This is a genomic window from Limnohabitans sp. 63ED37-2, assembly GCF_001412535.1.
Classification (GTDB): domain Bacteria; phylum Pseudomonadota; class Gammaproteobacteria; order Burkholderiales; family Burkholderiaceae_C; genus Limnohabitans_A.
This window is the reverse complement of the sequence record NZ_CP011774.1, coordinates 2,788,924-2,811,811: the sequence shown is the minus strand read 5'-3', so window position 1 is coordinate 2,811,811 and position 22,888 is coordinate 2,788,924. Positions and strand designations below refer to the sequence as shown.

At 63.2% G+C, this 22,888-nt stretch carries 25 protein-coding genes; 12 read left to right on the top strand and 13 right to left on the bottom strand.

The window, feature by feature from the left end:
• Positions 1–32: 32 nt before the first annotated feature.
• Entirely contained in the window at positions 33–827 is a 795-nt protein-coding gene (locus L63ED372_RS13245; RefSeq protein WP_062406502.1) for an SDR family oxidoreductase, read from the top strand.
• Between the two features lie 156 nt (positions 828–983).
• Positions 984–1,493 (top strand): lipocalin family protein, encoded by a 510-nt coding sequence (locus L63ED372_RS13240; protein ID WP_231624620.1) that lies wholly within the window; start codon positions 984–986, stop codon positions 1,491–1,493.
• Positions 1,494–1,496: 3 nt separating this feature from the next.
• Here the strand turns inward: L63ED372_RS13240 and L63ED372_RS13235 are convergent, their stop codons facing one another.
• Positions 1,497–2,177: a hypothetical protein gene (locus L63ED372_RS13235; protein WP_156343630.1), complete on the bottom strand. Its 681-nt coding sequence runs from the start codon at positions 2,175–2,177 to the stop codon at positions 1,497–1,499.
• Between the two features lie 125 nt (positions 2,178–2,302).
• On the opposite strand from L63ED372_RS13235, the gene L63ED372_RS13230 reads away from it, so the two are divergent.
• Positions 2,303–3,277 (top strand): oxygenase MpaB family protein, encoded by a 975-nt coding sequence (locus tag L63ED372_RS13230; RefSeq protein ID WP_062406493.1) that lies wholly within the window; start codon positions 2,303–2,305, stop codon positions 3,275–3,277.
• On the opposite strand, the gene L63ED372_RS13225 is transcribed toward L63ED372_RS13230, so the two are convergent.
• The 4 genes from L63ED372_RS13225 to L63ED372_RS13210 all read right to left on the bottom strand — a co-directional run bounded on the left by L63ED372_RS13225 (position 3,246) and on the right by L63ED372_RS13210 (position 6,906).
• Positions 3,246–3,674, bottom strand: coding sequence for a c-type cytochrome (locus L63ED372_RS13225; protein ID WP_062406490.1), 429 nt, complete (start codon positions 3,672–3,674; stop codon positions 3,246–3,248). The genes L63ED372_RS13230 and L63ED372_RS13225 overlap by 32 nt on opposite strands.
• A 116-nt stretch (positions 3,675–3,790) precedes the next feature.
• On the bottom strand, positions 3,791–4,459 hold the full coding sequence (pcp, locus tag L63ED372_RS13220) for a pyroglutamyl-peptidase I (protein WP_197275370.1): 669 nt from the start codon (positions 4,457–4,459) through the stop codon (positions 3,791–3,793).
• 11 nt (positions 4,460–4,470) lie between these two features.
• Positions 4,471–5,907: an NAD-dependent succinate-semialdehyde dehydrogenase gene (locus L63ED372_RS13215; RefSeq protein ID WP_062406483.1), complete on the bottom strand. Its 1,437-nt coding sequence runs from the start codon at positions 5,905–5,907 to the stop codon at positions 4,471–4,473.
• A gap of 111 nt (positions 5,908–6,018) precedes the next feature.
• Positions 6,019–6,906 carry a LysR family transcriptional regulator gene (locus L63ED372_RS13210; RefSeq protein ID WP_062406481.1) on the bottom strand — a complete coding sequence of 296 codons (888 nt, stop codon included), beginning with the start codon at positions 6,904–6,906 and terminating at the stop codon, positions 6,019–6,021.
• A gap of 99 nt (positions 6,907–7,005) precedes the next feature.
• On the opposite strand from L63ED372_RS13210, the gene L63ED372_RS13205 reads away from it, so the two are divergent.
• The 4 genes from L63ED372_RS13205 to L63ED372_RS13190 are packed head-to-tail and all read left to right on the top strand — an operon-like array spanning position 7,006 to position 9,596.
• A complete protein-coding gene (locus L63ED372_RS13205) occupies positions 7,006–7,791 on the top strand; it encodes a dioxygenase family protein (protein ID WP_062408112.1) in 786 nt (261 codons plus the stop codon).
• Between the two features lie 22 nt (positions 7,792–7,813).
• Positions 7,814–8,344 (top strand): cytochrome b, encoded by a 531-nt coding sequence (locus tag L63ED372_RS13200; RefSeq protein WP_062406476.1) that lies wholly within the window; start codon positions 7,814–7,816, stop codon positions 8,342–8,344.
• Between the two features lie 56 nt (positions 8,345–8,400).
• Positions 8,401–8,967, top strand: coding sequence for a YceI family protein (locus L63ED372_RS13195; protein ID WP_062408111.1), 567 nt, complete (start codon positions 8,401–8,403; stop codon positions 8,965–8,967).
• A gap of 50 nt (positions 8,968–9,017) precedes the next feature.
• Positions 9,018–9,596: a YceI family protein gene (locus L63ED372_RS13190; protein ID WP_062406473.1), complete on the top strand. Its 579-nt coding sequence runs from the start codon at positions 9,018–9,020 to the stop codon at positions 9,594–9,596.
• A gap of 68 nt (positions 9,597–9,664) precedes the next feature.
• Here the strand turns inward: L63ED372_RS13190 and L63ED372_RS13185 are convergent, their stop codons facing one another.
• From L63ED372_RS13185 to L63ED372_RS16240, 3 genes are read right to left on the bottom strand one after another with little or no spacing between them, the layout of a single operon-like run.
• The gene (locus L63ED372_RS13185; protein WP_062406470.1) at positions 9,665–11,074 is read right to left on the bottom strand and encodes an ATP-binding protein; all 1,410 of its coding nucleotides are present in this window, start codon (positions 11,072–11,074) and stop codon (positions 9,665–9,667) included.
• Positions 11,071–11,745 carry a response regulator transcription factor gene (locus tag L63ED372_RS13180; RefSeq protein ID WP_062406467.1) on the bottom strand — a complete coding sequence of 225 codons (675 nt, stop codon included), beginning with the start codon at positions 11,743–11,745 and terminating at the stop codon, positions 11,071–11,073. The genes L63ED372_RS13185 and L63ED372_RS13180 overlap by 4 nt, the downstream gene beginning before the upstream one ends.
• Before the next feature lie 45 nt (positions 11,746–11,790).
• Positions 11,791–12,156 carry a PepSY domain-containing protein gene (locus tag L63ED372_RS16240; protein WP_231624499.1) on the bottom strand — a complete coding sequence of 122 codons (366 nt, stop codon included), beginning with the start codon at positions 12,154–12,156 and terminating at the stop codon, positions 11,791–11,793.
• A gap of 202 nt (positions 12,157–12,358) precedes the next feature.
• Here L63ED372_RS16240 and L63ED372_RS13170 point away from each other — a divergent pair, with 202 nt between their 5' ends.
• Genes L63ED372_RS13170 through L63ED372_RS13160 form a run of 3 tightly spaced genes read left to right on the top strand, consistent with a single transcriptional unit; the run spans position 12,359 to position 14,060 of the window.
• Complete coding sequence (locus L63ED372_RS13170) at positions 12,359–12,712, top strand: DUF1924 domain-containing protein (protein WP_062408109.1); 354 nt, start codon at positions 12,359–12,361, stop codon at positions 12,710–12,712.
• Between the two features lie 34 nt (positions 12,713–12,746).
• Positions 12,747–13,286 (top strand): diheme cytochrome c, encoded by a 540-nt coding sequence (locus tag L63ED372_RS13165; protein WP_082431801.1) that lies wholly within the window; start codon positions 12,747–12,749, stop codon positions 13,284–13,286.
• A gap of 27 nt (positions 13,287–13,313) precedes the next feature.
• Positions 13,314–14,060 (top strand): cytochrome b/b6 domain-containing protein, encoded by a 747-nt coding sequence (locus L63ED372_RS13160; protein WP_062406460.1) that lies wholly within the window; start codon positions 13,314–13,316, stop codon positions 14,058–14,060.
• Between the two features lie 90 nt (positions 14,061–14,150).
• Here L63ED372_RS13160 and L63ED372_RS13155 read toward each other — a convergent pair whose 3' ends face one another.
• Both L63ED372_RS13155 and argE read right to left on the bottom strand, forming a co-directional pair.
• A complete protein-coding gene (locus L63ED372_RS13155; protein ID WP_062406458.1) occupies positions 14,151–15,119 on the bottom strand; it encodes a tripartite tricarboxylate transporter substrate binding protein in 969 nt (322 codons plus the stop codon).
• A 47-nt stretch (positions 15,120–15,166) separates the two neighbouring features.
• Positions 15,167–16,399, bottom strand: coding sequence for an acetylornithine deacetylase (argE, locus tag L63ED372_RS13150; protein WP_062406456.1), 1,233 nt, complete (start codon positions 16,397–16,399; stop codon positions 15,167–15,169).
• Between the two features lie 141 nt (positions 16,400–16,540).
• Here argE and L63ED372_RS13145 point away from each other — a divergent pair, with 141 nt between their 5' ends.
• The gene (locus L63ED372_RS13145) at positions 16,541–16,858 is read left to right on the top strand and encodes an NIPSNAP family protein (protein ID WP_062406454.1); all 318 of its coding nucleotides are present in this window, start codon (positions 16,541–16,543) and stop codon (positions 16,856–16,858) included.
• Between the two features lie 33 nt (positions 16,859–16,891).
• Here the strand turns inward: L63ED372_RS13145 and L63ED372_RS13140 are convergent, their stop codons facing one another.
• From L63ED372_RS13140 to L63ED372_RS13130, 3 genes are read right to left on the bottom strand one after another with little or no spacing between them, the layout of a single operon-like run.
• Positions 16,892–17,611, bottom strand: coding sequence for an SDR family NAD(P)-dependent oxidoreductase (locus tag L63ED372_RS13140; protein WP_062406451.1), 720 nt, complete (start codon positions 17,609–17,611; stop codon positions 16,892–16,894).
• 21 nt (positions 17,612–17,632) lie between these two features.
• Complete coding sequence (locus L63ED372_RS13135; RefSeq protein WP_062406449.1) at positions 17,633–20,851, bottom strand: 4Fe-4S dicluster domain-containing protein; 3,219 nt, start codon at positions 20,849–20,851, stop codon at positions 17,633–17,635.
• A gap of 12 nt (positions 20,852–20,863) precedes the next feature.
• On the bottom strand, positions 20,864–21,721 hold the full coding sequence (locus L63ED372_RS13130) for a class I SAM-dependent methyltransferase (protein WP_062406446.1): 858 nt from the start codon (positions 21,719–21,721) through the stop codon (positions 20,864–20,866).
• A 185-nt stretch (positions 21,722–21,906) separates the two neighbouring features.
• On the opposite strand from L63ED372_RS13130, the gene L63ED372_RS13125 reads away from it, so the two are divergent.
• Positions 21,907–22,881, top strand: coding sequence for a Bug family tripartite tricarboxylate transporter substrate binding protein (locus L63ED372_RS13125; RefSeq protein ID WP_062406444.1), 975 nt, complete (start codon positions 21,907–21,909; stop codon positions 22,879–22,881).
• Positions 22,882–22,888: the final 7 nt, after the last annotated feature.

Below are 22,888 nucleotides of genomic sequence, written 5' to 3'. Positions count from 1 at the left end.
CAGAATTTTTGATTTCATCAGAGAAGCACCCCATGGACCTGCACTTAAGCGACAAGCACATCCTCATCACCGGCGGCAGCAAAGGCATTGGCCTGGCCTGTGCGCGGGGCTTTCTGGCCGAAGGCGCACGCGTGAGCCTGGTCTCGCGCGACAGCGCCAACCTGGACGCCGCCCGCGCTCAGCTGCAAGCCGCGTTTCCCGCCGAACGCATCCACACCGTGGCCGCCAATTTGCGCGATGCCTCGGCCGCACTGGTGGCCCTGAGCGAGGCCGAAGCCGCGTTCGGCCCCGTCGACGTGCTGGTCAATTCAGCAGGCGCGGCCAAACGCACACCGGCCTCAGAGCTCACGCCCGAGGCCTTTGCCGACGCCATGCAGGCCAAGTACTTCACCACCATCCACATGCTCACACCGTGCATCCAGCGCATGGCCGCACGCGGGCAGGGCGCGGTGGTGAACGTGGTGGGCAACGGCGGCAAAGTGGCCAGCCCCATTCACCTGCCCGGCGGCGCGGCCAATGCGGCGCTGATGCTGGTGAGCGCAGGCATGGCCGCCGCTTATGGCGGGCAGGGCATCCGCGTGAATGCGGTCAACCCGGGCCTGACCCTGACCGACCGTCTGAACGAGGGCCTGGCCGCTGAATCCCGACTCCAGGGCATCAGCCCCGAACAGGTCAAGGCGCAGTCGGTCGCCAAAATCCCGCTGGGCCGCATGGCCGAGCCCGAAGAGATCGCCAACGCGGTGCTGTTTTTGGCCTCGTCCAAGGCCAGTTACGTCACCGGCATTTGCATGAGCATGGACGGCGCACTGACCCCGATCGTGGTGTAGCAGACAGAACAGCAGCGGGCGCTGTGGCAAGCTCACCGCAAACACCCCACACAGGACAAACCCATGAACTCCACCCTTCCGAAGAACGCTGCTGGCCGAGGAGCAGGTCTATCTGCTTCGAATCGAATGGCCGCAGCATGGCTGACCTTGGTGGTGATGGTTTGTGCGGCCACGGGGCCGGTGCAGGCCGAGCCCGCGCCTTTGCAAACCGTGCCCTCGGTCGACGTGCCGCGCTACATGGGCACTTGGCACGAGATCGCCAAATACCCGAATTGGTTTCAGAAAAAATGCGTCAGCAGTACGCAGGCGACCTACACGCTGCAAGCCGATGGCCGGGTGCAGGTGCTCAACCGCTGCAAAACCGACAAGGGGGAATGGAGCGAGGCGCTGGGTGCGGCACGCCAAATCGGCGGACCCAATTCCCCTCGGCTCAAGGTGCGTTTTGCCCCCGAGTGGCTGTCCTTCATCCCCATGGTTTGGGGTGATTACTGGATCATCGACTTAGACCCGAACTACCAATGGGTGGTGGTGAGTGAGCCTGATCGAGACTACCTGTGGATCCTATCGCGCACGCCACAAATGCCAGCAGCCACCTACCAGGAGTTGCTGGGCAGACTGCACGACCGGGGCTTCGACCTCCAACGGATCGAGCCCAGTCGGCCTTGAGTCTCAGTGCGCGGCTTCGGCCTGGCGCACTTGGCTGGCCTCGCTGGCCTGCAGCCAGCCTTGGTTGGCAGCATCTTGGGCCAATTGGGCGATAAGGGCGCGGGCATCGGCGTTGACCAGGGCCACAGGTTGCAGGCGCAGCGCGGCGTCCGAGAAGTGATGCACCACTTCGGCCACGTCGTCGGCGTCCAGCGCGGTGGGTTTGTACACAGGGCTGCAAGAGACTTTTTGGCCCAAAGCGCGGTAAAACACCGCGGCCAGGTGGCTGGATGCACCGTACACGCTGCGCTGCTGGCCAGCGGCGGTTACACGCAGGGTGTAGCCGTACTTGCCTTTGACGCATTCGGCCTGGGTGATGTCTTTCAGGGCAAAGTGGTGCACCAAGGTGCCCGTGTCGTTTTCTGAGACCAGCAGCTGGCGGTCGGTCAGCAACCACAGGCCACGGCCGGACAAAACCACGCGGCCCAGCACATAGCCCAGCACCCGCTCGTCGGGCTGGATGTGGTTGCGCATCTGGTCCACATCGGCTTGCTTGAGCAGCTGAGCGCCGTAAGGATTGTTGCCCTCAATCAGCAGTTCACTCAGTTCATTGCCGTTTTTCAAAAAGTCCAGCCAGGCCATAAGGTCTCCAAAATTTAACCCTGCATGTTCGGCCATGGCCAGGGGTGCAGACCCAGTGTTCATGTAATGGGCTTGTTTTGTGCCGGGTTATTCGCTCGACCCAAGGCGTTCTGGCACAGGTCATTGCCCTTGATCCTGCACGGCAGCGCCCGCTGAACCACACTCGGGGTTTTCCAAACCAGCAGGCCATGGCCAGACCATTATTTTTTCAATCGCCCTTGCTCGCCCAGCTGCAAACGCAGATCGAAGCGCAGATCAAGGACCAGCTGGGCCAGCGCGTGCGGGCCATGACCGGGGCCACGGGCGATACACGGGACTTTTTGCAGCCTGTGGGTGACCCCGGTCTGTTTGGGCCCGACTCGGCCGCCTGGCAGGTGCACGCGCACTTTGTGGCCATGATGACCGGGGGCTTGTCTTCGCTGATGCTGCAGGCCTTGCATCCCCGGGCATTGGCCGCTGTGTGGGATCACTCGAGTTTTCGCACCCAGCTGCAGGCGCGGCTGGGGCGCACCGCCTTGTTTGTGGCCACCACCACCTATGGCGGCACGGCGGCGGCTTTGTTGACCATCGAGCGGGTCAACCGCATCCATGCGCACATTCGCGGCACACTGCCCGACGGCACGCCCTATGTGGCCAATGACCCGGAACTGATCCGATGGGTGCATCTTGGCGAGACCACGAGTTTTTTGCGGGCCTACCAAGACCTGTCGCTGCAGCCTTTGCCCACCAACAGGCAAGACCTGTACTTTGCCGAAATGGCACAAGTTGGCCAGCGGCTGGGCGCCATCGACCTGCCCATGACACGCCATCAGGCCCTCACGCAGCTGCAAGCCTATCGGCCCGAGTTGCGGGTGGACGAGCGCACGCGAGAGACGATTGCTCTGATTGAGCATTACCCGTGTGCGCCCCTAGACCGGCCCTTGGTGAGCCTGATCGTGCGGGCGGCGTTTCAGATGTTGCCCGATTGGGCGCTGGAGATGCTGGGGCGCGAACCCAGCTGCCCGCTGGAGCAGGCGGCGGTGCGCACGGCCTTGCAAGGCATGGGTGCGTCGCTGGCCTGGGCTTTTGCCGACACGGGCGTGGCCGCCCGCGCACGCCAGCGCATGGACCCGGCAATGACAAGCCAAGCGTTCAAGGCCGCTGGATCGTCTCTAGGTACTTGAGCAAGGACACGATGCGGTTGCGTGCCGACCACTCGGCGGTGGTGGCCGAGTCGCCCGGCACCGTCATGGCGCGTGCCTTGAACTCCTTGCCCCAGACCGGCATCTCGCGCGAGCCGTGCGGCCCGGTCTCGCCTGACCAGCGGCCGTCGATCACCTCCCACATCAACTCCTGCGGAAACTTGCCGCCATGGCGCTGGGTGATGGTGGTCAGGTCCGAAGGGGACTTGACCAAAAACGAATGCACCGGACCATCGCCCCTGCCCGATGCGCCATGGCAACTGGCGCAGTTGTCTTTGGAATCGGCGCGGCCCAAACCCACCGAAGTCTGCGCCCAAGACGAAGCGGTGATGCTGAGGATGCTGGCGATCACGCACCGGCAAATGTTGTGTGGATGCATGGGGGCTCCTGTAGTTTTGTCTGTAGCCCCATGATCGTGAAAACCGCCATCAGCGTCTGTGCGTTGGCACGCCAAAACAGCGGGATAGCCCCGCCCGTGGGCCCAACCGTGCGGCTTCAGTTCAGTGTGCCGCCAGTGATGGCCGCGTCCCCCCGTTTTTGCTGGCGCTGCGCCACCAGCAAGGCCAAGGCCTGGGTTACCCCTGCGATTTGAAAAGGGGCGGGCCAGCTGGGCAGGGTTGGGCCTTTCCACTGCGCGGCTTGCTCGGGCAGCAGCGGCAAATGCATGAAGCCGCTGTGCACCCCCAGCCCAGCGAGCGTGTGCTGCAGGGCATAAAACACCTGGTTGCAGACAAAGGTGCCCGCGGTTTGTGAAACCGAGGCCGGATAACCTGCCGCCTTCAAACCCGCCACCAGGCTCTTGATGGGCAAGGTGCTGAAGTAGGCCGCTGGCCCCCCAGCGATCACCGGCACATCGATGGGCTGCGCCCCCGCGTTGTCGGGGATGCGGGCGTCCTGCACATTGATGGCCACCCGCTCCACCGAGAAGTCGCATCGACCCTCGGCCTGGCCCAGCGCCAGCACGATGTCTGGGCGGTGCTGTGCCAGGGCCTGTTGCAAAGTGGGCAGGGCCGTCGCAAACACACAGGGCAGTTGCACCGCTGTGACCTGAGCACCCTGCTCACCCTGCAGTTGCAAGCCGTGCAAGGCCCGCGCCACCTCCCAAGACGGGTTGAGGCTTTGCCCATCAAAGGGCTCAAAGCCAGTGACCAGGATGCGCACCACGGCCATGGTGGTCAGGCGTTGAAGATCGAGACCGTCTTGCTGTTGAGGTAAGCCTCCAGCGCCTCGGGGCCGCCTTCTGAGCCGTAGCCCGAATCCTTGACGCCGCCAAAAGGCAGCTCGGGCCAAGGCGCGGCAGGCTGGTTGACCCACAGCATGCCCACGTCCAAACGCTGGCTGAGCTGGTGCATGGTTTTCATGGAGTTGGTGAAGGCGTAACCGGCCAGACCAAAAGGCAAGCGGTTGGCTTCGGCAATCGCGTCGTCGATGTTCTCGAAACTGCGGACCGCGGCGATCGGTCCAAAGGGCTCGTTGACCACCACGTCGGCATCGAGCGGCACATGCGAGAGCACCGTGGGCGCAAAGAAGTTGCCCTGTGTGCCAATGCGCTCACCACCCGTGAGCACCTTGGCGCCTTTGGCGCGGGCGTCTTGCACGATGGACTGCATGGCGGCCAAGCGGCGCTCGTTGGCCAAGGGGCCCATTTGGGTGCCTGCGGTCAGGCCGTCGCCCACTTTCAGGGCTTGTGCTTGTGCGGCAAATTGTTCCGCAAAGGCGTCGGCAATTTTATGGTGCACCAAAAAGCGGGTGGGCGAGATGCAGACCTGGCCCGCGTTGCGGAACTTGGCCGCACCTGCGGTCTTCAGCGCCAGTGCAATGTCGGCGTCTTCGGCCAGGATGACCGGGGCGTGGCCGCCCAGCTCCATGGTCACGCGCTTCATGTACTGGCCCGCCAAGGCGGCCAGTTGCTTGCCCACGGGGGTGGAGCCGGTGAAGGTGATCTTGCGGATCAAGGGGTGCGCGATCAGGTAGTTCGAGATCTCGGCGGGGGTGCCATAGACCAGACCGATCACGCCCGCAGGCACGCCTGCATCGTGGAAGGCGCGGATCAACTCGGCGGGTGCAGCAGGTGTCTCTTCGGGCGCTTTGACGATGATGGAGCAACCCGTGGCCAAGGCAGCAGACATCTTGCGCACGGCCTGGTTGATGGGGAAGTTCCAAGGCGTGAAGGCGGCCACGGGACCTACTGGTTGCTTGAGCACCTGTTGCTGCACGTGGATGTTGCGCGGCGGCACGATGCGGCCATACACGCGGCGGCCTTCTTCGGCAAACCACTCGATGATGTCGGCGGCCGACATGGCTTCGACCTTGGCTTCGGCCAGGGGCTTGCCTTGTTCTTGGGTGAGCAGCTCGGCAATTTGCGGGGCGCGTTCGCGCATCAGCGCGGCGGCCTTGCGCATGATGGCGCTGCGCTCATTGGCGGGCACATCGCGCCACAACTCGAAACCCTTTTGGGCGGCTTGTGCGGCCCGCTCGAGGTCAGGGATGCCCGCATGCGCCAGGCGGCCGATTTCGGTGCCGGTAGCGGGGTTGAACACGGCCAGTGTGCGGCCGCCTTCGGCATCACACCATTGGCCGTTGATGAAGAGTTGGGTGTTGGGGTAAGTCATGGCGGTTTCCAGTCGAAAAAAACAGGCGTTCAAAAGGGGTGAAAAAGGATGGGGGGATTGTGGCTTGAAACGCGGGCGCTGCCGTCAACACCGAGACAGCAGCCAGACCCCTCAAGAGCCAGCCAGAAAGGCTGACAAGTGCTCGATCAGCACATTCACCCGGTGCGGGATGTAGCGGTTGCTCGGCAAGACGGCGTAAATGCCCAGACGCGAGGCTTCGAAGTCCTGCAGGATTTCGACCACTTCGCCGTTTTGCAAAAAAGGCTCGGCAATGAAGTCGGGCTGCAAGGTGATGCCCATGCCTTGTGCGGCCGCCTGCACCAAGGCCAGGCCGTTGTTGGCCTGGATGCGGCCCCGCACCGCAAACGCCTGCAGCTGACCCTGCACGCGGTAAGGCCAGCTTGCCCCCTTGGGGCTCATGGAATAAACCAAACACTCGTGATGGCGCAATTCATCGGGGTGGCGCAAAGCGCCGTGTTCAGACAGGTAGGCGGGCGAGGCGAGGGTCAACAGTCGGCAATGTCCAAGGGTGCGCACGATGTCGCCAGGTTGCAGGTCGGCGGTAATGCGGATCGACAGGTCAATGCCCTCTTCGATCAGATTGGCCCGCTGGTCCGAAAAGTCCATCAACAGCTCAATGTGCGGCTGCGCCTTGGCAAACTCGAGCAGGGCGGGCATGAGCCGCTGCAGGCCAAAACTCAGCGGCAGGCCCAGGCGGATGCGCCCTCGGGGCACGGCTTTTTCTTCGTCCAGACTGGACTCGGCGGCGTCCACCATGTTCAGGATGACGCGGCATTTTTCGAGGTAAGCCGCGCCAGCGGGCGTGAGAGTCAGGCTGCGGGTGCTGCGCGTGATGAGCTTGACACGCAAGCGCTTTTCCAGTGCCGCAATTTGGCGCGTGACCACCGAGCGGGCCACCTGCAGTTGCTCGGCCACGGCGGTGAAGCTGCCCGCTTCGGCCACCCGCACAAAGGTTTGCATCGCATCGAGTTTGTCCATTGTTGCCAATTTTGCAACAAATATTTGAAGATTGGCTACTTTTTTAAATCGACTGTCCCGCCTAAAGTCCATCCCAGCACCCCGCCACACCCATACACCATGCCTGCTCTACGCCCCGTTCTGTTTGTGCCCCACGGCTCCCCCATGTTTGCCCTGCACCCCGGTGCAGCGGGCGCGGCCATGACGCAGGTGGCGGCGCAGCTGGGCACGCCCCGCGCCATCGTGGTGGTCAGCCCGCACTGGGAAACGGCGGTGCCCACGGTCGGTTTTGCCACCCGGCCCGAGACCATCCACGACTTTGGCGGCTTTGACCCGCGCCTGTACGAGATGCAATACCCTGCCACCGGCTGCCCCGAGGTGGCCGCCCAAGTGGTGAACGCCCTGCAAACGGCGGGCCTGCCCGTGGCGCAAGACGCCCAGCGCGGCCTGGACCACGGCGCCTGGATTCCCCTGCGCCAAATGTTCCCCGACGCCGACGTGCCGGTGGTGCCGCTGTCGGTGCAAAGCCACCTGGGCCCCGAACACGCCTACCGCGTAGGCCAGGCGCTGGCCGGTCTGGCACAGCAAGGCATTTTGGTGCTGGCCTCCGGCAACATCACGCACAACCTGCGCGACTTCATGGTGGTGCGCATGCAAGGCGGTGCCACACCCGCTTATGTGCAGACTTTTGCCGACTGGATCCACACCCACATGGCGGCCCGCGATGTGCCCGGCTTGCTGGCCTACCGCCAACAAGCCGCTGGCCAGCGTGCCCACCCCAGCGACGAACACCTGCTGCCGCTCTTCACCGCCTTGGGCGCAGCAGGAGCCGACGCACAAGCCGAAGCGTTTTTCCGAGGCATCAGCGACCACGTCATCGCCATGGATGGCTACGCCTTCCACTGACCCTCTCCCGAGACTGGACACCATGAACACGCACTACACCGCCGTGGCCAAAAGCCTGCACTGGCTGATGGCACTTTTGATTTTGGGCATGCTCGCTCTCGGCTTTTACATGACCGATTTGCCTTTGTCGCCCGACAAGCTGCAGTACTACTCGTGGCACAAATGGGCTGGGGTGAGTGTGTTCATTTTGGTCGGGCTGCGCCTGGCTTGGCGGCTCATGTTCCCACCACCCGCGCTGCCTGCGGGCATGACCCGCGCCATGAAACTCGCAGCGCACGCCGGGCATTGGGTGCTTTATGCGCTGATGGTCGTGATTCCCCTCACGGGTTGGCTGATGAGTTCGGCCAAAGGCTTTCAGACGGTGTGGTTCGGCGTCTTGCCCTTGCCCGACTTGCTGGCCAAAGACAAAGCGCTGGGCGATCAATTGGCCCAGTTGCACTGGGCCCTGAACGTGGGCTTGTTGCTGCTGATCGCAGGGCATGCCGGGGCATCGCTGTGGCACCACATCGTGCACAAAGACGACACCTTGCGCCGCATGTTGCCCGCCCGCTGAATGCCCATATCGTTTGGCCTGCACCGATGGCTCAACGCCTCTCCAAAAGGAACCCCATGACCACCCTATTGAAATCCCTCCTCGCCCTGTCAGCCGCCACGATCGCTTGGCAAGTCCAGGCCGCGCCTTACCAATCCATCGTGCCTGCCAAGAGCAGCATCACTTTCAACTACAAACAAATGGGTGTGAGCGCTGACGGGCGCTTTAAAAAATTCACCGCGCAAGTCAACTTTGACCCGGTCAAAGCCGAACAAGGCAAAGCCAGCTTTGAAGTCGAACTGGCCAGTGTGGACACCGGCTCGGGCGAGGCCGACCAAGAAGTCGTGAGCAAGTCCTGGTTCAACACCGCCGCGTTTCCCAAAGCCCAGTTTGTGAGCAAGCAAATCAAACCAACCGCGCCCAACCAATACGAAGTGCTGGGGACGCTCAGCATCAAAGGCCAAAGTCGCGAAGTCAAATTTCCGATGAAGCACACCGTCCAGGGGAAAGAAGGCCTGCTCACGGGGGGTTTTGCCATGAAGCGTGGTGACTTCGGCATCGGTGAAGGCATGTGGGCCAAGTTCGACGTGGTGGCCAACGACATCCAGGTGAGTTTTTCCATCACCGCTTCACAGAGCAAATGAACCCACATCCCCTTTTTTCTCAACCCCACTTTTTCAACAGGAGTATTTTCATGACCTCTTTCAAACAACTCGCCGCCGCTTTGGCCTTCGCATCTGTGGCCGCAGGCTCGGCTTTGGCTGCACCCGTGACCTACAACGTGGACAGCTCGCACACCTTCCCACGTTTCTCGTACTCGCACTTTGGCCTGTCCACACAGCTGAGCAGCTTCAGCAACACCACCGGCAAAGTGGTGTTTGACGCCGCGGCCAAGACCGGCTCGGTGGACATCACCATCGACATGAAATCGGTGAACACGGGCTTTGCCGATTTCAACAGCCACATCCAAGGCGAAGATTTTTTGGACACCGCCAAGTTCCCCACCGCGAACTTCAAGTCGACCCAAGTGGTGTTTGAAGGTGACAAGCCCAAGGCCATCGAAGGCAACCTCACCATCAAGGGCGTGACCAAACCCGTGACCTTGACCGTGACCAATTTCCTGGCCATGCCCCACCCCATGATGAGAAAGCCCGCTTTGGGCGCGAATGCTTTCACCACCATCAAGCGCACCGAGTTCAACGCCGGCAAGTTCGCGCCTTATGTGGGTGACGAGGTGCGCATCGACATCGCCATCGAAGCTGTGGCGCCTTGAGCACTTAACGGGTGCAGGAGCCCGCAAGCTGGGCGTCGACAAAGTCCACCCGCCAGCCCATTTGCCTGTCAGGCAGACGCTGCAGGCAATCGCAAGGTCACACACAAACCCCGGCCCTTTGCCGGGGTTTGCAATTGCAGCTCACCGCCGTACACCGCCACCAGGTCCTGAACGATCGCCAGGCCCAGGCCGCTGCCAGGCACCGATTCGTCCAGGCGCACGCCACGTTGCAAGACACGGGGCATCTGCTCGGCGGGCATGCCCGGCCCATCGTCCTCGATCTCGACGCGGCACCTCCCCAGGGATGCGCTTGAAGACACAGCCTGCTCGGACCACACACGAATGTGCACCGCGCTGTGCGCCCATTGGCAGGCGTTGTCCAGCACATTGCCCAGCATTTCCTGCAGGTCTTGCGCTTCCCCAGCAAACTGTACACGCTCATCTCCCTCTTCCAGCGTGATGGCCAAGTCGCGTTCGGCGTGTACGCGCTGCATCACGCGCACCAGGCCTTGCAGCGTGTGGACCACGGGCACCCTCTGGCCGGGCAGGCCGGTGGTTGCGGCCATGCGAGCACGGGCCAGGTGCCAGTCGATGTGCCGCCGGGCCCGTTGCACCTGTTCGCGCACCAGCGGGGCCAGGCTGGTCGTGTTGGTTTGACGCGAGGCCTGGTCCAACACGGTGAGCGGCGTTTTCAGGGCATGGGCCAAGTTGCCCGCCTGTGTGCGTGCACGGCCCACCACCTCGTCGTTGCGGTCCAGCACGCTGTTGAAGTTGTCCACCAAGGCTTGCACCTCGCTGGGGTAGTCGCCCGCCAAACGGGTCGTGCGGCCTTCCCGCAGCGTGTTCAAGCCCTGCTGCAAAGCCATCAAAGGCCGCAAGCCCACAGCCACTTGCGCCCAAGCCGCCGCCAACAAGAGCAAGAGCAGCGACGCCAGCGAGGTGGCCAGCATGCGCTGAAAGCCCGCTACCGCTTCGTTTGTGTCGTTCAGGTCAGCCGCCACGCTCAGGCGCCAGCGCACCTGCTCGTGCGGCCGCACCGTGCGTTCCAGCACGCGCAAGCGGCTGTCGCCCGGGCCGGACAACTCGTGCGCGTGGATTTCGCCATCGCGCAGCACATCGGCGGGCAAGGCCAGCTGCGTGTCCCACAAAGAACGTGAGCGCAACACGCCCAGTTGGGTTGTGGCCGATGTCACATCGTCCAGTTGCCAATACAAACCCGAGTAAGGCCGCTGCCAGCGCGGGTCGGACAAGGCCTGGGCGTCGATCAGGGGCTGGCCTTGCGCATCGGCCGACAAACGGGCGGTGACTTGGTCGAGCTGTTGCGCCAGTCCTTTCTCAAACTGGCGCATCACATGCTCATGGAACAAGCCGTTGAGCACCACACCCGCCAACACCATGGCCAGCGACACCCCGAGCAAGGTCGCGGCGAGCAGCCGAAAGCGCAGCGAGCCCATCAGGCCTTGGGGGCCGGAACTCATGGCGCCTTGACCTTGGGCTGGCGCAATCGATACCCCAAACCCCGCACGGCCTCGATCGTCAGCGTGGGCAGTTTTTTGCGCAGGCGGCCCACAAACACCTCGATGGTGTTGGAGTCGCGCTCAAAGTCTTGGGCGTAAAGGTGCGCGATCAAATCGCTGCGCGACACCACCGCATCCGGGCGGTGCATCAGGTAGTCCAGCACTTTGTATTCATGGCTGGTCAGGGGCACGGTTTGGCCTTGCACCGTCACGCGGCTGCTGCGTGTGTCCAGCGCCACATCGCCCAGCCGCAGCACCGCAGAGGCCATGCCGTTGGCCCGCCGGTTCAGGGCGCGCAAACGGGCCAGTAACTCTTCCATGTGAAAGGGCTTGGTCAGGTAATCGTCGGCCCCGGCGTCGATGCCTGCCACTTTGTCGTGCCAGTTGTCGCGTGCCGTCAGGATCAGCACCGGCATTCGGCGGCCCTTTTCGCGCCAGCGTTGCAGCACCGTCAGGCCATCCATCAGGGGCAGGCCCAAGTCCAGCACCACGGCATCGAAGTCTTCGCTCTCGCCCATGAAGTGGGCGTCGCGCCCGTTGTCGGCCTGCTCCACCACATGCCCGGCTTCGGCCAGGCCAGCGTGCAGTTGCGCTCGCAATGTGGGTTCGTCTTCAACCAGCAAGATGCGCATGGGACTTTCTCAACGGGGTTGGGGTCTGCATTCTCAATGGCGCTTTCAACGGCGTTCACTTCGGGATTGGCGCTTCAAGACCTCGCCCGTGCGGGCATCGACCAGGAGCTTCATCAAGCGGCCATCGGGCTGCAAGAGTTTGATCTCGTAGTGCCATTGTTGTTTCTCGTGCTCCAGCTCCACCTCCAACACCTGACCCGGGTGGGCCTTTTCGACCAGCGCCAGCACCTTGGCCAGCGGCAAGACCTGGCCCGACTGCACCGCCTGCAAGGCGCGTTCATGGTCGCCCTTGTCACTGGCGAGCGCATGGCCATGCCAAACCGCGACGCAGACCATCAGCGAGGCCAGCAGGGCACAGGTGGCCCAGCGCGAATTCGACAGCGGTCTGATGGGGCTTCGGGTGGTTTTCACCCTTGGATTGTCCCGCACGAAAGCTGAACGGCCGATGAACAAGCGCTTCAGCCCAGGTTCAAACAGGGCTTCACACAATCGAGCCACACACCCCTTGAAGCTTTGATCGGAGAACACCATGAAACGGCGCACCCCCAACACTTTCGGCGCTTGCGCCACCCGTCGCTTTTGGGCCTGGGTGGGCTTGTGCGCCCTGCAGGCCATGCACACCGCCCACGCGGCAGACACCAGCCCGTCACAGCAGCTCAACCACTGGACCGCCCAGGCAGGAGCCCCGGCCAAGGCCGAGCGGGGCCAAGCCCTGTTCAACCAACGCCAGGGCGGTGAATGGTCGTGCGCCTCTTGCCACGGCACGCCGCCCACCGCCCAGGGCAAGCACGCGAGCACGGGCAAAGCCATCGCGCCTTTGGCTCCGGCCTTCAACGCCAAAGCTTTCACCGACACCGCCAAGGTCGACAAATGGTTCAAGCGCAACTGCAAAGACGTGTTCAGCCGCGAATGCAGCGCACAGGAAAAAGCCGATGTGCTGGCTTACCTGATCCAGCTCAAGCCCTGAAGCGACCAAAGCACCCATGATGAAAGCATCACCCATGAACACCCTTCTTCAAGCCATACAGCGGGCCATGCGCCGCCCGCTCGGGCAGGCCACGGTCTGCATCTTGGGGCTTGGTCTGAACCTGTCCAGCGCCTACGCCGACGGCATCCGCATGCCTGCGAAAGTTCTGCCGTCTTATACGGCCGAGTGTGCGGCATGCCACACGGCTTACCCGCCCGGCATGCTGCCAGCCAAGTCGTGGCAACGCATCATGAAAGGGCTGGACCGGCATTACGGCAGCGATGCCTCGATCGATGCCAAAACTGTGGCCGAGATCGGCCAGTGGCTGCAAACCCATGCAGGCACCTACAAGCGCGTGGCCGAAGAACCGCCACAAGACCGCCTGACGAAGTCTGCCTGGTTCGAGCGCAAGCACCACAAGATCGAGCCCGCCGTCTGGCAACTGCCCAGCGTCAAGTCGGCTGCCAACTGCGCCGCATGCCACACCGGCACCGAGCAGGGCCTGTTTGACGACGATCACCTGAAACGGCCGGCAGGCCTGAGCGTCCGCCAAAGCCGCGCTTGGAACGACTGAAGCACCTCTGCACCCAGAAAGCACACCATGACCACCTTGACTTCCACCCGTCCTGAACCGAGCGCTGCCAAAGGCCCAGCTGTCACACCAGCCCCACCTGCCACGCCGGTGGCCCCCCAGGGCCCTGGCCGCCTCGTGACCGATGCGCCCATGCGCATGTTTCATTGGCTGTTTGCCCTGAGCTTTGTCGGGGCCTACATCAGCGCCGACAGCGAACACTGGCGGATGGTGCATGTGGTGCTGGGCTACACCACGGCGGGCCTGTTGGCGTTTCGGATCGTGTATGGCCTGGTCGGGCCCAGGCCGATTCGCTGGAGCACGATGTGGCGCAAAGTCAGTGGGGCCAAGGCTTGGCTGAAAACCTTGCAAACGGCTTGGCGTCCAGGGGGCGCCTGGCAAGCGGTGGCCTGGCGGCAGGCGCCGATTTTGGGGATGGCCATCTCCTTGCTGGCCTTGCTGGCGGTGGTGCTGCCGCTGACCCTGACCGGTTACGGCACCTTCCATGAGTGGGGCGGTGATCTGGGTGGCGAGGTGTTCGAGTCATTGCACGAGTTTTTTGGCAACACGGCCTTGAGCCTGGTGCTGTTGCACTTGACCCTGCTGGCCGGTCAAAGCTTTTGGCGCCAAAAAAACCTGGCACTGCCCATGCTCACGGGTCGCCTCGAAGGCCGTGGCCCCGATCTGATCGCACACAACCGGGTGTGGCTGGCGGTGGTGTTGCTCTTGTGTGTGCTGGTCTACATCGCGTGGGAGATTTACAGCGCTGCACTGTGACCAAGCCGTCCCGTGCCCGTGCGCTTGATTCGGGGCTTTGGCTGAACGGACTTTTGCCAGCCCGTTCAGCCTTGTGCATTGGCAGGTGGGTCAGTCGATCTTGGCGCCCGAGGCCTTGACCACTTGCGCCATTCGCACATAGTCGGCGGCCAGCAGTTTGCTGAAATCGGCGTTGCTCATGTCGCGCGGCTCGATGCCTTGTTTGTCCAAGCGGGCCAGCACCGCCGGGTCTTTGAGCAGCTTGCTCACGGCCGCGTTGATGCGATTGGCCTCGGCAGCAGGTACGCCCGCAGGGCCCAAAAAGCCGAACCAGGAGTCAAACTGGTAACCCGGCAGGCCGCTCTCGGCGATGGTGGGCAAGTCCGGCAGGTATTTGCTGCGCTGGGGTGAGGTCACGCCCAACAAGCGGACTCGGCTGTCTTTGGCAAAAGAGAGCGCTCCAATGCTGGCTGCGATCACCGCTTGCGCACGGCCTGAGAGCACCTCGTTGATGGCTTCGCCCGTGGCCTTGAGCGGGATGTGCACCACGTCGGTGCCCGACAGACCCGTGAAATAGGCCATGGCCAAATGGGTGGCGCTGCCCACACCGGCGCTGGCGTAGTTCATCTTGCCGGGGTTGGCCTTGGCGTAGCGGATGAATTCGGCTGCGTTTTTGGCGGGCACATCGGGGTGCACCATCAGCACATAGCTGGCGCTACCAATGTGGGCCAAAGGTGTGAAATCCTTTTGTGGGTCATAAGCGAGCTTGGTGTAGAGCGATCCGGCAATGTTGTGGCTGGCCGCAGCCGCCACCATCACCGTGCCATCGGCCTCGGCACGCGCCACATAACCGGTGCCCACGGTGCCGCCTGCACCGGCGCGGTTTTCCACAATCACGGTTTGACCCAAGGCCGCGGCCATTTCTTGTGACAGTGCACGGGCGAGCGTGTCTTGCACACCACCGGCCGCAAAAGGCACCACGATGCGCACCGTTTTGGTGGATTGGGCTTGGGCCAAACCCACAACGGACAGCAAAGCTGTGCCCAAAGTAGCCGTCAAAATTTCACGCCGTTGCATCATGAGAGTTTCCTTGTAGAGGGTTCAAAACATTCGAAATCAGGCCGCGATCAGGCCACACACACCCTGTCGGCCAGGCGGCGCATGAAGCGTTCGCACCAGGCCAGTTGCTCCAGCGTGACCCACTCGTTGGGCTGGTGCGCCTGCGCAATGTGACCGGGGCCACACACGATGGTGGGCACACCCGCCTGGTGAAACAGCGCAGCTTCCGTGCCAAACGACACCTTGCCTGCGCCACTGGCCGGGTCGACCTCGGCACAGTCAAAGCACAGCTGCGCGATCTCGCTGTCGGCCGCCGTGGCAAAACCGGGCAACACCGATTTGAGTTCGTGGGTGATGCCCGTGTCGGGTGCGACCGCTTGCATGGCAGGCACGAGGCTCTCGCCAAAGGCCTGGGCCCGTGCAAAAAGGTCTTCGGGCGTGTTCATGTGGTGGTGGCGGATTTCCCAAGTCACCTCGCACTGGCGCGGGATGATGTTGAGCGCGGTGCCGCCTGCGATCACACCGGTGTGGATGGTGGTGTGGGGCACGTCGTAAATCGGGTCGAACGGGCCGCTTTGTTCCAGCTCGCGGTGCATGCTTTTCAGATTGGCGACAAATTCACAAGCGATCTCGACCGCGTTCACACCCAGGGGCGTGAGCGAGGAGTGCGCCTCAAAACCGTGCACCGTGGTTTTGTACGAATGCTTGCCCTTGTGCGCAATCACCACCTGCATGCCGGTGGGCTCGCCCACGATGCAGCCTGCAGGCTTGAAGCCCTGGGCCCGCATGTCTGCAATCATGCGCCGCACGCCGATGCACCCCACTTCTTCGTCGTAGCTAAAGGCCAAGTGGATCGGGCGCTTGAGTTTTCTTTTTAGCAGTTCGGGCACCATCATCAAACAGATGGCCCCAAAACTCTTCATGTCGGTCACGCCCCGGCCGAACATCTTGTCGCCTTGGATCACGACCTTGAACGGGTCGGTGTCCCAAGGCTGGCCGTCGACCGGCACCACATCGGTGTGGCCCGACAGCACCAAGCCACCGACTTTGGTTTCGCCGTCGTGCGCGGGCAGTGTGGCCCAGAGGTTGGCTTTTTGGCCGCTGTCGTCATAAGTGCGGCTGCAAGTGATGCCCAAATCGTTCAGGTAGGCCTCGGTCCAATCGAGCAAAGCCAGGTTGCTGTCACGCGAGACGGTGGCAAAGGCGATCCATTTTTCAATCAAGGGCAGGGCGGCCAGATCGGTGGCTTTGACAGCGGTGGCAGCAGGGGCCAGCGCGGCGGGAGAAATTGGAGCGTTCATGGCAGATTCCATCAAAAATGCCCCTTGGGGCGTTTTTTGATCTTACAGGGCGGCTTGCATCAAGGCGTCACCTTGCCGACAGGTCAACAGGGCGTGAGACCCTAAAGTGAACCGTTGTTTTCACCCACTGTTGGAGATCCCATGGCCGTTTACGAGCTGCGCACCTATTCCGTGATCGTCGGAAAAATGTCCGAAGTCATTTCGCTCTACAAAAACGAAGGCTGGCCTGCGCTGGCCAAGCACCCACAAAAACTGGTGGGCTATTTCACGGGCGATGTGGGCGCGATCAATGAGCTGATCCATGTCTGGAAGTTTGACGACGATGCCGACCGCCGCGCCTTTTGGGCGCAGGTGTTTGCCGACCCTGAGTTCATGGCTTTTGCCGCCAAGATCCGCCCACTGATGCGTGAGCAAAACAACAAGCTCATGCTGTCCGCCCCGTGGGGCCCCCAGCCCTGAAATCCTGGGGGCGGCCGAGGCGCTGCCCCTGCCTCATTGGATCAGGTAACCCCCATCGACGGGCAAGACCACGCCCGTGACAAAGCGGGCTGCGTCGCTGGCCAAAAACAGCACCGGGTCGGCCACGTCTTCGGGTTGGCCCCAGCGGCCCATGGGCGTGCGGCCCACAATTTGAGTGCTGCGTGTGGGGTCGTCTTGCAGGGCTTGGGTCAAGGGCGTGGCGATCCAGCCCGGGGCCACCGCGTTCACGCGAATGCCGTCGGTCGCATAAGCAATGGCCAGTGACTTGGTCAGCTGCGCCACGCCGCCCTTGCTGGCGCTGTAGCCCGGTGTCAGGCCACCCCCAAAGAAGCTCAGCATCGACGCGGTGTTGACAATGCAGCCTTGGCGGGCCTTGAGGCCCGCACGCGCTGCAGCGCACACACGCATGGTGCCGTTCAGGTTGATGTCCACCGTCTGCGCAAATGCCTCCGGGTCGTGTTCGACGTTGCGCTGGATGATGCCCGCACAGTTGACCAGCACATCGAACTCACCGAACTCACCGAGCACGGTTTGCACATGCTCGTTTTGTCGCACATCCAGCACATGGAAGGCGATCAGGCGGTTGGCACTCAGGCCTTGCGCCGCCTCGACTTCGGCAGGTGTGGCCCCGGTGGCCGTGACGCTGGCGCCGGTGGCGGCAAAGGCCCGGGCAATGGCCGCGCCAATGCCGCTGGTGCCACCGGTGATGAAAACCTTTTTGACCGTGTCCATGAAACCTCTCCCTTGCTGTTTTTAAAGATTCAGGGTGATGACGCCACCCGCATGCTGGGCGCGTGAGCAGCACAAAATGATTTTCTGTTGCCGCTCTTTTTGGCTGAGCACAAAGTCGCGGTGTTCCACCGCATCAGACGCCTGTGCATCGTAAGGCAGGGCGCACACCCCACACAAGCCGTCACTGCATTTCACGCTGACGCCTACGCCCGCCTCGGCCAGCACCTCGGTGGCACTGCGCTCGGCAGGCACCTGCAGGCGGCGGCCCGACTTTTGCAGCAGCAACTCAAACGGTTGGTTCACCCAGGCGTCGGCCTCGGGCACGCTGAAGTATTCGCGGTGCAAGGCATCTTCTGGCCAGCCGTGCACAGTGGCCGCCTCGAAAACGCCGTCCATGAAGCGCGGCGCACCGCAGGTGTAGACATGCTGGCCCGGCGCGTAGTTGGGCAAGAGCTGCATCAGGTCGGCCCGCTGGCCTTCGTCCTTGAAGTGGTATTGCACCTGATGGCCCCAAGGGGCCTGGGCCAAGTCTTTCAAAAAGCCCGCTGTTTTCCGGCTGGCCGCGCTGTAGTGAAAGTCAAAGGGCTTGCCCAAAGCGTACAGCCTGTGCGCCATAGCGATCATGGGTGTCACGCCAATGCCGCCGGCCATCAGCCAGCTGTGTGTGGCGTCTTCGTGCAGCGCAAAGTGGTTGACCGGGCGCGAGACAAACACCCGCCGCCCTTCGCGAAAGGCCCGGTGCATGAGCGCCGAGCCGCCGCGCCCGCCGGACTCGGGCGGCTCACGCAACACGCCCAGCACATAGCGGCTGCGGTCGGCCGGGTCGCCTGCCAGGCTGTAAGGCCGCTGGTATTCGGGGGCGATCACCACGTCGATGTGCCCACCAGCTGTGAAGGGCGGCAACTCGCGGCCATCGGGCGCTTTGAACTCGTAACGCGCCAGGCCCTCGGCCATTTCTTCGCGTTTGTGCAACACCACCGGAAACACCGGCGGCTCAGCAGGCAAGGGCTGCGGCCCCGGGGCCAAGCCTTCGGTTTGGCCTGCTGCCAAGCGGGCTTGGTACTGCGCGGGCGTGAGCAAGGCCTGGTAGCGGGCAATGCCTTCTTCGCGGTTGACCGGATATGTGACCGGGTAAGGCGGCGGCATTTTGTCGGCGGGGTACACGGCCAGGGTCTGGTCTTCGTAGCGCAGGTCCAGGTCTTTTTGCAGGGTGCGCTGGTGGGTTTGCGCCGCTTGCACATAGCGGCCCGTGCGCTTGTCCAGCTCAATGTCCCACCACCACTTCTTGACCGGGTTGATGCTGCCGCGATCGAGCAGGTCATCGAGCCGCGCCAGCGCCGGTGCGGCAGCGGGCAGCTTCATGGCCACTTGCCGCCACAGACTGTCGGCCAGCAGGCCTTCCAGGTTCCAAGGGCAGGTTTTCATGCAGCGCCCGCACATGCCGCCTGCGGCATTGGTGATGCGGTAGCGGGCACATTTTTCGGCGTCGCTCTTCCAGATTTCGTAGCCGTTGTACATCAGCTTGGGGCCAGCGGTGATGGCCCCAGACGGGCATTCGCGGGCGCACTTGTTGCAGCTTTCGCAAAAGCTTTGCAGGCCAAAGTCGATGGGCCGGTCGGGGGCCATGGGCATGTCGGTGGTCACGCTGCCACTTTTCAGGCGCGGACCCAAAAACGGGTTGAGGATCACCTCGCCAATGCGGCTGACTTCGCCCAGACCCGACAGCAGGAGCAAAGGCGGCTGCAGCACATCGCCGTCGAGCACCGAATGCACCCGGGCCGAATAACCCAGCCGCCGAATCTGCTCGGCCAAGATGCCGCCCATCAGCGAAAAGCGCAAATAAGCCCGCATGCTCTGCGCCACCGAAATCCAGTCGTCGCCGCTGGCGCCCTCCATGGTTTCGTGGCCCTGGTCGATCAACAGGTTCAGCGCGTTGGCGTGGTAAGCGGGCATGGGGTTGCCGCCCGCGTCGTGCGAGTAATAGGCCCACTCGGGCACGGCGCACAGGCCCACTGCGTCCACCCCCAAATAGTAAGAAGCGGCTTTGAGCTTGTCGGCGTTGCGTTGGGGGTCGAGCGTGCTGGCGGCCACCGGGCCACGCGCAGGGCCAAACTGCAAGAGCAGCAAAGCGCCCAAAGCCCGACGCGCACAGGCCCCGATGGGGCTTTTCATCACGTAGTGCGCATTCTTGGCGTCGTCTTGCACCGACTTGCCCAGGTCGCCAAACAAGGCGCGTGCAAAAAAGTCGGCACGCTTCGGGAATCGAGGCACCCGGTCGTGGTCGATGAAGGTGGTGGGCGTGTCTTGGCGTTTGAGGGTTTCAAACGGGTGCGCCCCTTGGCGAAACTCGCGCCGGGCATAGGCGTCGCGGTGGAACGCGCCTTTGAAGGTGCCTTGGCCCAGCCACCAGGCCGGGCCGTGGCTTTGCCAGCGGTTTTGCTGCGGGTCCAGGGCCTGATCAGGGGCCAGCGCCAAAGTGGTGCTGACGGCGGCCAGGGCATAGCGCTGGCCCACATAGGGGTTGCCGCCATCGGGCAGGGTCAGGCCTGCGGCCAGGGCCAGGCGGGCCAAGTCCACGTCGCTGCAGCTGGCGCTGTGGGCCCGTGCCTCGTAGCCCAGCATGCGCAAATAACTCGACAGCAGTACCGCCGTTTGCGCCGCCAGCACGGCGGCGCGGGGCTCTTGTGTGCCCGCCAGCCAGTCGCAGCCGGGCTCACCCGGTTGGGGGTCTCGCGCAAACTCCACCAGAATCACGATGGCGTGGCTGTGGTGCGCAATCGGCCCATGCACCGTGCGGGCCGACTCCAGCACATCGGCCAGGATCATGTCCATGCCCGCCGCAAAACTGGCGGGCTGGCTTTGGGCCAACTCTTCGCCCAAGGCGGGTACGGCGGGGTTGCGGATCGGTTCGGCCAACCAAGCGCTGGCGGGCAGGGCGCAGATGCCCATCATCGACGCATCAAAGTAATAACCTGCGGCCTTCAGGTGCCGGGCGCGTTCATCGGGTTCTGCCGGGATCTCGCCCATTTGCGGGTTCACGGCCCCGTCGCGCACCAGATCGAACATGGCCATGTAACGCGCCATGGCGTGGGCCAGCGATTCGGGGTCCTCATGTTCAAAGCGCAAGGTCTGCATGGTCGGCAAAGCGCTGTCGTCGGGTTTGGCATGGGTGCGGCGCAGGCGCTCCATCGGGTAGGGGCCCAGGTGTACGGGGCGGTCTCGGTATGAGAACAAGCGCATGCTCAAAGTACTTTAATGACCGACCCGTTGACCCAAGACCTTCACCACCTCCGGCTGCACCTCGACCATGCCGTAAGGCCCAACCAGCTCGCCGTTCAGGTTTTGGCCTTGCACCTGCAGTTTGGCGGCCTGCAACAGACCTTCGGCATTCACGAAGCTGAAATGCAGTTGGGCACCGTCCATGCGGGCACCCAGCAAGGGCTGCACTTGCGAGCCCCAGGCCAGCGTGCCGCCCACCCGCTGGTGGTGCTGAGTCAGCTGCATCCGAGCCGTGCCGCGACGGTCCAGGCCTTGCACGGTCCATTGCCCCGCCACCACGGCGGGCACGGTCCAGAAATAGCCGGTGTTGGTGCCCACACGGATCACCTGGTCGGGCTCCCAGTCGCCCATGGAGAAGGTGTTGGACACCACCCGTGTACCGGGTTTCATCTTCAAAATGGTGGGGCGCAGTTGGGCGTTCAACTCTTCGAGCAGGTAGAGGGTGACCACCGTGGCTTTGGAAAAGTCTTCCTTGAAGATGTCGCCATGCACGATGCGAACTCGGTCTGCAACCCCCGCACGTTGCGCGTTGCGCTGGGCCAGTGCGGCCAGGTCCTTGTTGTACTCAATGCCCCAGGCCCGCGCACCGAATTGCCTGGCGGCCGCGATCGGGATCTTGCCATCGCCCGCGCCCAGGTCCACCACCTCGTCTTCGGGTGTGACCCGCGCTGCGGTCAGCATCTGCGTGACCAGCTCATCGCGGGTGGGCAACCACATCACGTCCTTGCCCATTTGGCCCAACTTGGGCGTGTAGGTTTCGGGCGGAAGGCTGCTGCAAGCTTGCAAAAACAACAGGGCCACAAGGGGCCAAAGGCGCGTGATGGGGGGCATGGCTGTTGCCTTGGAGGGGAGGGTATTGTGAAGTTTTGGAGGGTAACCGGATTTCAGCTTCAGCTGAGCCTTGGGGGTGACAGGGCCTGTCAGGGCAGAACGGCCCCGACCTCCGTGTTCACCCCGATGCAAGGTTCACTCAAAATTTGTATGATGACCTGATGAATTCACAACAGGAACTCTCCATGCAACGCAGAAACTGGATCGCGGCAGTCGCGGCCTTGCTCGCCGTCTCCCCCTTTGGGGCCTCCAACGCTTTTGCGCAAACCTGGCCCACGCGGCCCATCAAGCTGGTGGTGCCCTTTCCACCGGGCGGCTTGATCGACAACATGGCCCGCTTGGTCGCGCCCAAGCTGGCGCTGGAGTTGGGCCAGCCCATCGTCATCGACAACAAACCCGGTGCCGGCGGCAACTTGGGCGCGGCCGAGGCCGCGCGTGCAGCGGCCGATGGTTACACCTTGCTCATGGCTTCGCCCCCGCTCACCATCAGCCCGGCGCTCTACACCAAACTGCCCTACAAGCCCGAACAAATCGCCCCGGTGGCTCTGCTGGGGCGCGTGCCCAACGTGCTGATGGTCAACCCGGCTTCGGGCATCAACACGGTGGCCGAACTCACGGCGCTGGCCAAGTCCAAGCCGGGCCAGCTCAACTACGCGTCCAACGGGCAGGGCACCTCGCTGCACCTGAGCGCAGAGCTGTACAAAAGCCAGTCGGGCGCTTTTGTCACGCACATCCCCTACCGGGGCGCAGCAGCAGGTCTGACGGGCCTGATGGCGGGCGAAGTGAACATGATGTTTGACAACCTGCCCTCCGCGCTGGGCCTGATCAACGGCGGCAAACTCAAAGCCTTGGCCGTGACCACCCCCCAGCGCAGCAGCGCTTTGCCGAACGTGCCCACCATGGAGGAGGCCGGTATGAAGGGCTACCAGGTCTTTGCCTGGTTTGGTGTGGCAGCGCCTGCGGGTCTGCCCGCGCCCATCGCGCAAAAGCTGGAGCAAGCCCTGGAGCGCGTGGCCAGCCAGCCCGAAGTGAAAGCCGCCATGCTCAAAGCCGGTGCCGAGCCTGCTTGGGCCAATGCACAGGGTCTGGCCAGCTTCATGCAAGCCGACATGGCGCAATGGAAAAAAGTGGCGGCCTTCGCCAAAATCACACTGGATTGAGGAGTCA

What these genes read in the sequence shown, in the direction of transcription:
- L63ED372_RS13245 (WP_062406502.1), top strand. Translation starts at nt 33, where the DNA reads ATGGACCTGCACTTAAGCGACAAGCACATCCTCATCACCGGCGGCAGC.
- L63ED372_RS13240 (WP_231624620.1), top strand. Translation starts at nt 984, where the DNA reads ATGGTTTGTGCGGCCACGGGGCCGGTGCAGGCCGAGCCCGCGCCTTTG.
- L63ED372_RS13235 (WP_156343630.1), bottom strand. Translation starts at nt 2,177, where the DNA reads ATGAACACTGGGTCTGCACCCCTGGCCATGGCCGAACATGCAGGGTTA.
- L63ED372_RS13230 (WP_062406493.1), top strand. Translation starts at nt 2,303, where the DNA reads ATGGCCAGACCATTATTTTTTCAATCGCCCTTGCTCGCCCAGCTGCAA.
- L63ED372_RS13225 (WP_062406490.1), bottom strand. Translation starts at nt 3,674, where the DNA reads ATGCATCCACACAACATTTGCCGGTGCGTGATCGCCAGCATCCTCAGC.
- L63ED372_RS13215 (WP_062406483.1), bottom strand. Translation starts at nt 5,907, where the DNA reads ATGACTTACCCCAACACCCAACTCTTCATCAACGGCCAATGGTGTGAT.
- L63ED372_RS13210 (WP_062406481.1), bottom strand. Translation starts at nt 6,906, where the DNA reads ATGGACAAACTCGATGCGATGCAAACCTTTGTGCGGGTGGCCGAAGCG.
- L63ED372_RS13205 (WP_062408112.1), top strand. Translation starts at nt 7,006, where the DNA reads ATGCCTGCTCTACGCCCCGTTCTGTTTGTGCCCCACGGCTCCCCCATG.
- L63ED372_RS13200 (WP_062406476.1), top strand. Translation starts at nt 7,814, where the DNA reads ATGAACACGCACTACACCGCCGTGGCCAAAAGCCTGCACTGGCTGATG.
- L63ED372_RS13195 (WP_062408111.1), top strand. Translation starts at nt 8,401, where the DNA reads ATGACCACCCTATTGAAATCCCTCCTCGCCCTGTCAGCCGCCACGATC.
- L63ED372_RS13190 (WP_062406473.1), top strand. Translation starts at nt 9,018, where the DNA reads ATGACCTCTTTCAAACAACTCGCCGCCGCTTTGGCCTTCGCATCTGTG.
- L63ED372_RS13185 (WP_062406470.1), bottom strand. Translation starts at nt 11,074, where the DNA reads ATGAGTTCCGGCCCCCAAGGCCTGATGGGCTCGCTGCGCTTTCGGCTG.
- L63ED372_RS13180 (WP_062406467.1), bottom strand. Translation starts at nt 11,745, where the DNA reads ATGCGCATCTTGCTGGTTGAAGACGAACCCACATTGCGAGCGCAACTG.
- L63ED372_RS13170 (WP_062408109.1), top strand. Translation starts at nt 12,359, where the DNA reads ATGCACACCGCCCACGCGGCAGACACCAGCCCGTCACAGCAGCTCAAC.
- L63ED372_RS13165 (WP_082431801.1), top strand. Translation starts at nt 12,747, where the DNA reads ATGAACACCCTTCTTCAAGCCATACAGCGGGCCATGCGCCGCCCGCTC.
- L63ED372_RS13160 (WP_062406460.1), top strand. Translation starts at nt 13,314, where the DNA reads ATGACCACCTTGACTTCCACCCGTCCTGAACCGAGCGCTGCCAAAGGC.
- L63ED372_RS13155 (WP_062406458.1), bottom strand. Translation starts at nt 15,119, where the DNA reads ATGATGCAACGGCGTGAAATTTTGACGGCTACTTTGGGCACAGCTTTG.
- argE (WP_062406456.1), bottom strand. Translation starts at nt 16,399, where the DNA reads ATGAACGCTCCAATTTCTCCCGCCGCGCTGGCCCCTGCTGCCACCGCT.
- L63ED372_RS13145 (WP_062406454.1), top strand. Translation starts at nt 16,541, where the DNA reads ATGGCCGTTTACGAGCTGCGCACCTATTCCGTGATCGTCGGAAAAATG.
- L63ED372_RS13140 (WP_062406451.1), bottom strand. Translation starts at nt 17,611, where the DNA reads ATGGACACGGTCAAAAAGGTTTTCATCACCGGTGGCACCAGCGGCATT.
- L63ED372_RS13135 (WP_062406449.1), bottom strand. Translation starts at nt 20,851, where the DNA reads ATGCGCTTGTTCTCATACCGAGACCGCCCCGTACACCTGGGCCCCTAC.
- L63ED372_RS13130 (WP_062406446.1), bottom strand. Translation starts at nt 21,721, where the DNA reads ATGCCCCCCATCACGCGCCTTTGGCCCCTTGTGGCCCTGTTGTTTTTG.
- L63ED372_RS13125 (WP_062406444.1), top strand. Translation starts at nt 21,907, where the DNA reads ATGCAACGCAGAAACTGGATCGCGGCAGTCGCGGCCTTGCTCGCCGTC.